We start from the raw sequence: 8,382 nt of genomic DNA, 5'->3' as shown, positions 1-8,382 counted from the left end.
TGCGCCGAGGGCGGGGCGATCCGGGAGGCCACCGGTGGGCTCGGCGTGGACTCCGTCATCGACGCGGTGGGCATGGACGCCTCGATCAACGAATTCTCGAGAATTTCCGCCACCACGCTACGAGCGTGAACCGCGTTGGCCTCCGGCACTCGGGCGGGGCGCTAGCCCAGGTTCAAACCGGTGTAGATCTGGTCGAGCACTGTGGGCAGCAGCGCGTTGGCTGTCGTCTTGCCTTCCGGCGACAGTGTCAGGTTCGTCCAGATCGCCAGCGTCACATCGTTATCCGGATCCACCCCGATGAACGAGTTGAACCCCGGCATCTCGCCGCCGTGGTAGTACATCGCCGCGTGCGGGCCGAATCGCTGAAAGCTGATGCCGTAGCCGTACTGCTGGCCGTCGGGGTGGTCCGGATCCTCGGGGCGAAGGCTCTCGCGCCATCGCTGGGTGAACTGGTCGTCGAACACAGCGCCGGTGACGAGCGCCCGGATCCAGATCGCCAGGTCGTCGGCGGTGGAGATGGCACCGCCGGCTGCGGTGGCATACGACGGGTTCTGCTGGGTGTAGTCGATCGGCTGCAGCGTGCCGGCTCGCGCGGCTGCCACCAGATCCGCTGGATAGGGCTCATCGACCAACGCGTACAACGTCTTTCCGTACATGTACCCGTGCGAGTAGGGCTGCGGCAAGGACGTGTCGTTTGCCGCGGGCAACGTGGTGTCGTGCATGCCGAGCGGACTGAACAAGCGACGGGTGAACTGCTCGGCCAGTGGCGAGCCACCGGCCTTCTCCGCGACCAGGCCCAGCAGCGCGTAGTTGGTGTTGCAGTATTCATACGTGGTGCCGGGTGGCGCATTCGGTGGATGGGAGAACGCGATGGCCAGCACCTGTGCCGGGGTCCAGGCCTTGGCCGGGTCGGCGTCGAGCTGGGCGGAAAGTTCGGGGTCGAACGTGTAGCAGTACAGCCCGCTGCGCATCGTCAGCAGATCGGCCAGGGTGATGGCGCTGCCGTTGGGGACGTGGGGCACATACTCCGAGATCGGATCGTTCAGCGTGACCTTGCCGTCCTGGGCCAGCAGCAGGATCAGAGCGGCCGTCATGGTCTTGGTGTTGGACGCGACCCGGAAGCGGGTATCGGATTGCGGCGGTGAGCTTGTCCCCAGTTCGGTGGTTCCGGCCTTGGCGATGAAGGTGCCCTGCGGGGTCTGCAGCAACACCAGTGCCCCCGGCACGCGCAGCGTGGTGGCGGCGTTCTCCACGATCGTCTGAAAGCGGTCGCCGTCGATGGATTTGAGGGCAGGTGGGGCGGGCGCTGAACAGCCCACGATGGCCAGTGCCGTTGCCACGATCAGGCGCGACGCCTTCATCGCTTCATCGTCTCGCTTGGTGCGCTGGGTTACGCCGTTTTCGACCTCACGGTTGTGCGCTCGCCGAAATCACAGCACTCCCGTCGCAAACGGCGCGAGCAATTCCAGAACGCCGTCGACTTCGGCTTCGGTGGTCGCCCACGAACAGACGAACCGCACCGTGGGCAGCAACGGGTCGGGGCGGTGGACGGCATAGCCGGCCGAGACCGCGTCGTAGGCAGTGGAATCGAGGTCGACGAATATCTCGTTGGCTTCCGTGGGGGCGGTCAACGTCAGGCCGAGTGTCTGGAAGCCCGCGCTGAGCCGGGTGGCCATCAGGTTGGCGTGGCCGGCCGTCCGCAGCCACAACTCGTCGCGCATGATCGCCTCGAACTGGGCCGCGATGAAACGTTGCTTGCTGGCAAGCTGACCGATCTGCTTCTGCACGAAGTGAATTCCGTCGAACAACTCGGGGCGGCGCACCAGGATCGCGTCGCCCATCAACATGCCGTTCTTGGTGCCGCCCACAGTGACGATGTCCGCGTCGGCGATGGCGGCCGGGGGAGAGACATCCAGCGCGGCAATCGCATTGCCGAGGCGGGAGCCGTCGATGTGGACGAGCAGATCGAGATCGTGGGCGTGGTCGATGAAGTCCTTGATGGCTTGCGGCGTCCAGACGCGGCCGTTCTCGGTGGACTGGGTGATGGTGACGATGCGCGGCTGTGAGTGGTGCACCGGCCCGCGGCGCGCCACTGCGGTGTCGAGCGCGTCCGGCTCGATCAGACCGTTGTCACTGGGCAACTTTGTCACCGGGGCACCGGAGAGGCGGACGGGGCCGCCGGCCTCGTCAACCAGCGAGTGCGCGATATCGCTGCACAAGATCTCCTGCCACGGCCGCACGGCCGAGGCCAACGCGATGACGTTGGCCGCCGTACCGGTGAGCGCGAACAGCACCTCGGCATCGGGGGAGTCGAATGCGGCTTTGACGGCCTCGGCTGCGCGCTGCGTGGCGGCGTCTTTCCCGTAGGACGCGACGGCACCGTCGTTGGCTGCGACGATCGCGTCGATCACCTTCGGGTGTGCGGGTGCGGCGTTGTCCGAGGCGAACGCGTGAGAAGGCACGTCCGCCATGATCCCACCGTTAGGCGTTACTTCGAGGCGACCTTCTTCTTGATGAACAGCGCCGGCAACACCACCGTGGCCACGGCGGTGACCAGCCAGACCACCACGGTGGCGGCGATCCAGGAGCCGATGCCGTGGATGCTGAGGCCGTGGGTCAGCGCCGAGGCCAGGACCAGCGCGATCAGGGTCGAGACCAACCCGATGCCACCCAGGAATGCCGACGCGTAGCGGCTGGCCATCTTGAGGAAGAACGGCGACAGGATCGCCTGTGCGACGGCGAAGATCACCACTGCGGTGATGAAGCCCCACGCCGACACCGACACACCGGGAACCAGCCAGGCGGCGACCAGCAAGCCGATGGCCGAGGAGCCCAGGAAGATCGCTATGCGCAGCAGAAAGCGGATCATGGGGTGAGCGTATCCGCGCCAGGCCTGCCTGTGGCCCCTGATTGGCGTCTGTGCCTGCAGCGTGTGCGACCATAATGCCGCGCAGATGCGCCCGGGGGCGGTAGCTCAGTCGGTTAGAGCCGTGGACTCATAATCCATTGGTCGCGGGTTCGAGCCCCGCCCGCCCCACTCAACGGCTGTATGACGTCGGGTAATGCCTGACGGGCTGTCGATAACGCAGGCGGCCGGCAAGGTCGGGGTGTCGGGGCAGACGCTTGCATGAGCGCGTCCTGGTTCAAGCGTCGCCCGCACTTTCTTGGACAGCGTTCGGCCACAGTCGAGTTCACCTTCCTAATAGTCCTTGCCTGCGGTGAACCGGGCATGCAGCTTGGCTTCCTCCTCGGGGTCGAGGCCGGGTTCGCCGATCTTGAACTCGATACGATCGATCTTTCCCTGATACGAAAATGGTGGCTTGTAGCTCTTGGACACCGGCGCCCCGGTGTCGGTCCCGACGCCGAACGTGTCGATGCCGAAGCGCCCCGCCACTGTGTTCTCGATGCGTTTGCGGTCGACCTCGACACCGTCGACCAAGAGGATCGCCTCGCCGCCCTCGCCGCCCTCGCCGCCCTCGCCGCCCTCGCCGCCCTCGCCGCCCTTGCCGGCGCCGCCGCCGTCGTACAGGCACTCGAACGTCACGGTCGACGCGCCGTCTGGAAGCTTGTTCTTGCCAGAGAGCACGGTCCGTTCGTGGTCGAACCAGTTGTACTCGTACTGCGGCGTGCCCTCCTTCACGTAGAGGACGTATCCGGCGGAGACGCCGCCGATGGCGACCAGCACGCCATCGCCGCGTTCGGCGATGTGTGCATCGATGCGTGTGAAAGATCAATTCGGTCGATGAGCGAAATCGAATCCAGCCGATCCCGAGCGGGTGAGGTCCGAATCATTGACACACCAGGGTGATTCGGTGCCAGGCTCGGTTGTTCGCGTCAAGCGCCGGCCGCTAGACCTTGTTGATCGGGGGTAGGTATTTGCCCAGGGTTGCGGGGTCTTTCGCTTCGGCGGTAGGTAAGTAGATTCGGTAGTTCAGCCGGAAAGCGCCGTCGGGTGGTGAGGGCAGCCAGTTGCTCTCGTGGCCTTGGGGCGTCTGGTTCTGGATGTAGATGTCCAGCGAGCCGTCGGGGTTGCGGACGAGTCCCGGTGTGCGATCGCCGATCGAGAAGCGGTTGATGGGGTTCTTGACGAGCTGAAAGTCGGGTCCGTACATGGTGATCGACCAAAAGCCGTTCGGCAGCGTTGAAGGTATCTGGTCGGCATCGAAGTGCAGCAGGTACCGGTTCGCACCGTTGAGTGCGTTCCCGTCTCCATCGTCGTAGGTGCTGAAATACTCGGCCTCATCGCGGTCGTGGACGAACAGCCCTTGGTCGGCTCCGGCTGCCCGGTCGAAGTAGTCCACGCCATAGGTGCCCGGTACCAGATTGTTCCAGTGGGTCGGATACGGCGTTCCGCGGTACTTGACTTTCCAGTCCATGATTTTTGGTCCGTCGACGGCCGCGCGGGCCAGGCCGCGGCGCTCCGGTTCGCTCAGTGCGTTGACATCCATGGGCTTGCCCACCGTGATCCCGCCTCGGCGCAGCAACTCGACCGCCGCCTCGTTGCCTGGGGGTGGGGGATTTTCGGTGAGCAGGTCGGCCAGTGTCTGGAAGAATGCGAGATCACCGTCGTAGTGGGGGCGCGGTTCCAGGTTCGGCACAGTTGTTTGACCATGGCGGGCGGGATCGGCCCAGTTGCCCAGTGAGGTCACGTTGAATTTGTCTTGCAATGCGTTGACTTGCGCCAGATCGGCGGCATCGCCGGGGATGACGGCGATGCGGATGGCGAGCATGACGCTGTTGGTGGGAACGCGATGCTCGATCACTCCTGGCGGCAGGGTGCCCTGCCAGTTAGGTCCGACGAGGGCATGATTGCCGCCCTTACCCGCGGTGGCGCGGCTGCCGATGTAGAAGAGGTTGTTGGTGTAGGCGTCGGCGACTTCCACTGACCAGTACCGGTCGGGGATATCGGGGGCGGTCAGGATTATCGGCTCGTCTTTGAGTTCCAGGAAGATGCCGCTGTAGACGGTGTCGTTGTTGGGTGTGTAGGGCATAACGTTGTCGGCGGTGGCGAGATCCTTCATGTGGCCGATCTGATTGAGCGGTGCCAACGGCGCATTTCGTTTGGCCTTATCCCTGGTCGCCGGATCGAGGCGCAGACTGCGTTCCCGCTCGTAGATCGACAGCGGCAACCCGAATACATAGTTCTGGATTCCGACTGAGTAGGCCCACTGTTCTTGGGCCTGGGCATCGGCATCACCGGTGGCGGACGGGTCGGAATTGCTCTTCGCGGTGCTTCCGTTCGTCGCACTGCCGTCGTGACTCGATGAGTTTGTTCCACAGCCCGTCAGCGCGGCAGTGGTCAGCACGACTCCCAGACACACCGCGATGAGCCGATTGGCCGGTCGACGACGCCGGTGCAGTCGGTCGCCGTGCCGTGCATACCCCATGAAGAACCCATCCATCGTGTGATCTTGTCATCCCGCGGCCCACTCAAAAACCTGCTCCGCGTCGAAGTTGGTGGTGTTTCGATAACAGTTTCGGAAAGTATTCGACCATTATGACAAATGTTCTGCGTCGACTACCCCTTCGCTGTTTCCCTGGATTTATCCATTACGGGTCAACACACCGTGACCAGATGTGCCGGCGCAGAAATGGGGGAACGACGAATGCGCATTGCGATCACCACGGTCACCATCGTCGCTGCTTGCGCCCTTGCTGCGGGCTGCGGTCAATCAACGGAACAAGCGGCGGAGAATACGCCGACCACGCCGATGATCACGTCGTTTCCTCCGACACCACTGAGGCAGAAAACGCTGCCTCGATTGTTGCTTTCGGCAGAACAGATCAACGCGGCATTGGCCGCAGGGGGAATGGCCGTCACGGGTACCGACTCGCAAATGTCTGACGACAGCCGGACGATGGCACCCCGCGAGTGCCTCGCGGTCGACGGTGCCGCACAGGCGCCCGTGTATGCCGACAGTGGCTTCACCGACGAGCAAGAGGTGACGTTGGGGGAGCCGGACGTCCTCACTCACTACGCCAAGCAGGCGGTGGTTCGATTCGCGGACGCTGATCAGGCCAAGGCGTTCTATGACTCCTCGGTACAACAGTGGCCGGCGTGCAAGCGCTACACCCACACCCAGACCGGCACTCTGTGGGACGTGGGACCCATGTCCACCGAAGGTGGCGTGTTGAGCACGGTGACAACCCAGTCCAACGCCAAGGCAGGCGGGTGGGCTTGCGGTCGGGCGTTGACCGCGAACAACAACATCGTGGTCGACGTCAACACCTGCAGCGCCAACCCGGCCGATTCGGCTGCCAAGATCGTCAAACAGATCTCCGCGCGGATCGATGCACCGCCGATTGTTTCCTAGGCCGGAGCCTAGAGGGAGAGCAATGCGCAGCGAAAGGTGTTGTACAACGGCTGGTCTCGCTATCAGCCCAGGACGGTGACCACGCCAAGTGCTACTACACACGAGATGACGACTGCAGTAACCACCGAATATGCGATTACGCTCCCTCGGCGCAATGTCATTTCTTCCATGAGGTTTTCGTCGCGTCCAATGGCGATCATGACGCACAGCAGCGGGATGAGCAGTACCGCGTTGAGGACCTGAGTGGCGACCAAGATGGTCACCAATGGAATCCCAGGGATCACCACTACGAGCGCTCCCACCGCAGTCACCAGGGCAAATGTGAGATAGAACGTTCTGGCCTGCCGGTACCCGTCGTCCAAGGCGGCCTCGAAGCCGCTGTATTCGCACACTGAATATGCCGTTGACAGCGGCAAGACCGAGGCGGCCAACAGGGCCGCTCCGATGAGGCCGCCGGCGAACAACGTGGCCGCGGCGTTGCCCGCCAACGGCTGCAGGGCGATCGACGCATCGGCGGCATCGCTGATGGTGCGTCCGCTGCGATGCAGGGTGGCGGCGCACGCGACGACGACGAAGAACCCGATGACCCCGGTGAGTAGGGCGCCGATGATGACGTCGACGCTTTCGAGTTTGAGGTCCTCGGCGCGCAACTTCTTGTCCACGGCATAGGACTGGATGAATGACAGACCCCACGGTGCGAGCGTCGTCCCGACAGTTGCAGTGACGATGGCTATCGCACCGCTGTCGAACGGCATCGTGGGCACCAGCAGCCCCTGGGCCGCATCGGTCCAGTCCGGCTTGGCGAGAATGCCGGAGAGCACATAGGCCAGCAGCACGGTCGACAGCGCCAACAGCACACGCTCGACCCGATGAAAACTGCCCCGCAGCACCAGGACTGAGACCGCTAGTGCCGCGACTGGGACGCTGATGTAGCGGGCGATGCCGAAGAGTTCGAAGCCCGCCGCCACACCGGCGAACTCGGCGCTGATGGTGCCGACATTCGCGACCACCAGCGCCAGCAGGACGACCGCCCCGATACGTACGCCATAGCGCTGGCGTACCAAGCCGATCAACCCTTGGCCGGTAACAACTCCCATCCGCGCCGCTAGTCCGTGGAACATCACCAGAGCGACCGTGGACAGCAGCAACACCCACAGCAGTTGATACCCATAGCTGGCACCCAATACCGAGTAGGTGGTGATGCCTGCGGGATCATCGTCGGACAGGCCGGCAAGTAGCCCCGGTCCCACAACCAGCAGAAGTGCGGAAAGTGTGAGCCGACGCTTCACTGCGGCGAGCCCGTTGCCTCGTGGCGGCGCCGGGGCCATACGTGGGACCGCAATAGCGGCCGATTGTGCCGCATATATCGGTGAGCCAGCCGGCCGCGCCAATGTGCCCGATGATGCTCTGGCATGGCCTCGATGACGTCAGCCGCTGCCGATTCGGTCATAGCGCGAAGCATCCGCTCGCCGGTGACGGGGTGACTGACGCGGATCACGTCAGCTGCTACCAGAGGCCCTTTGGCCGTGAGGATCTCGGTGGCAGATTCCGTGTCGAGGCGGGCGACAAGGTTGGCCAGGCCGCGCGCATCCAACAGATGGATGGCTGCGCGGGGCGTAGCCAACTGCACGGCATGTCCTCGGTCGGAGGTGAAGTGGACATCAGCCCAAGCAAGGGTGTCGGGCGTCAATCGAGAGACGAGCTGCCTGAGGCCGAGCCGTCTCAGGACTGCGCCGAATCCCACTTCGACACCGACAGGTTGGACGCGGCCGTCGTTTCGGCGCGCGAGTACCACGTCGGCGACTCGTGCAAGCCGCTGGCCGGTGATGTCGACGACCTGTGTGTCGAGAACATCTCGTACAAGCCGAATTTCGTCGGCTTCCAGCGTGGAATCACCGGAGGCGTGAGCCATCGCGGAGGCGTTCGAGGCGAGCCGGATCGTGTGTTGTTGAATCGACGCGACGCTCGTCCAGGGCAGCAACAGGCCGCGACCGTGCCCAGCGTGAACGAGGATGCGGTCGACGACGACATCGTCTGAACCGAGACGTACGGTCAGATCGGCAAGACT

At 64.0% G+C, this 8,382-nt stretch carries 8 protein-coding genes and 1 tRNA gene; 3 read left to right on the top strand and 6 right to left on the bottom strand.

The annotated features are described in order from the left end of the window. Window positions 1-161: 161 nt before the first annotated feature. From ACWEFV_RS15515 to ACWEFV_RS15505, 3 genes are all read right to left on the bottom strand, one after another. Window positions 162-1,361 (bottom strand): serine hydrolase domain-containing protein, encoded by a 1,200-nt coding sequence (locus tag ACWEFV_RS15515; protein ID WP_450070780.1) that lies wholly within the window; start codon window positions 1,359-1,361, stop codon window positions 162-164. Window positions 1,362-1,430: 69 nt separating this feature from the next. Further along, on the bottom strand, window positions 1,431-2,471 hold the full coding sequence (locus tag ACWEFV_RS15510; protein ID WP_450070779.1) for a threonine aldolase family protein: 1,041 nt from the start codon (window positions 2,469-2,471) through the stop codon (window positions 1,431-1,433). A 17-nt stretch (window positions 2,472-2,488) separates the two neighbouring features. Then, window positions 2,489-2,869, bottom strand: a complete 381-nt coding sequence (locus ACWEFV_RS15505; RefSeq protein WP_450070778.1) for a phage holin family protein — start codon at window positions 2,867-2,869, stop codon at window positions 2,489-2,491. Window positions 2,870-2,963: 94 nt separating this feature from the next. On the opposite strand from ACWEFV_RS15505, the gene ACWEFV_RS15500 reads away from it, so the two are divergent. Next, window positions 2,964-3,037: transfer RNA gene (locus ACWEFV_RS15500), tRNA-Ile, on the top strand. 162 nt (window positions 3,038-3,199) lie between these two features. Here ACWEFV_RS15500 and ACWEFV_RS15495 read toward each other — a convergent pair. After that, complete coding sequence (locus tag ACWEFV_RS15495) at window positions 3,200-3,685, bottom strand: hypothetical protein (protein ID WP_450070777.1); 486 nt, start codon at window positions 3,683-3,685, stop codon at window positions 3,200-3,202. A 163-nt stretch (window positions 3,686-3,848) separates the two neighbouring features. Then, window positions 3,849-5,402 carry a DUF1254 domain-containing protein gene (locus ACWEFV_RS15490; protein ID WP_450070776.1) on the bottom strand — a complete coding sequence of 518 codons (1,554 nt, stop codon included), beginning with the start codon at window positions 5,400-5,402 and terminating at the stop codon, window positions 3,849-3,851. Between the two features lie 102 nt (window positions 5,403-5,504). Between ACWEFV_RS15490 and ACWEFV_RS15485 the strand changes: the two genes are divergently transcribed. After that, on the top strand, window positions 5,505-6,314 hold the full coding sequence (locus tag ACWEFV_RS15485) for a sensor domain-containing protein (RefSeq protein WP_450070775.1): 810 nt from the start codon (window positions 5,505-5,507) through the stop codon (window positions 6,312-6,314). A 62-nt stretch (window positions 6,315-6,376) separates the two neighbouring features. Here the strand turns inward: ACWEFV_RS15485 and ACWEFV_RS15480 are convergent, their stop codons facing one another. Beyond that, window positions 6,377-7,603 carry an NRAMP family divalent metal transporter gene (locus ACWEFV_RS15480; RefSeq protein ID WP_450070774.1) on the bottom strand — a complete coding sequence of 409 codons (1,227 nt, stop codon included), beginning with the start codon at window positions 7,601-7,603 and terminating at the stop codon, window positions 6,377-6,379. 80 nt (window positions 7,604-7,683) lie between these two features. On the opposite strand from ACWEFV_RS15480, the gene ACWEFV_RS15475 reads away from it, so the two are divergent. Beyond that, window positions 7,684-8,352, top strand: coding sequence for a hypothetical protein (locus ACWEFV_RS15475; protein WP_450070773.1), 669 nt, complete (start codon window positions 7,684-7,686; stop codon window positions 8,350-8,352). Window positions 8,353-8,382: the final 30 nt, after the last annotated feature.

The sequence above is a fragment of the Mycobacterium sp. NPDC004974 genome (genome assembly GCF_053600815.1).
The sequence above is the reverse complement of the archived record's forward strand: the minus strand, read 5'-3'. Positions and strand labels throughout refer to the sequence as shown.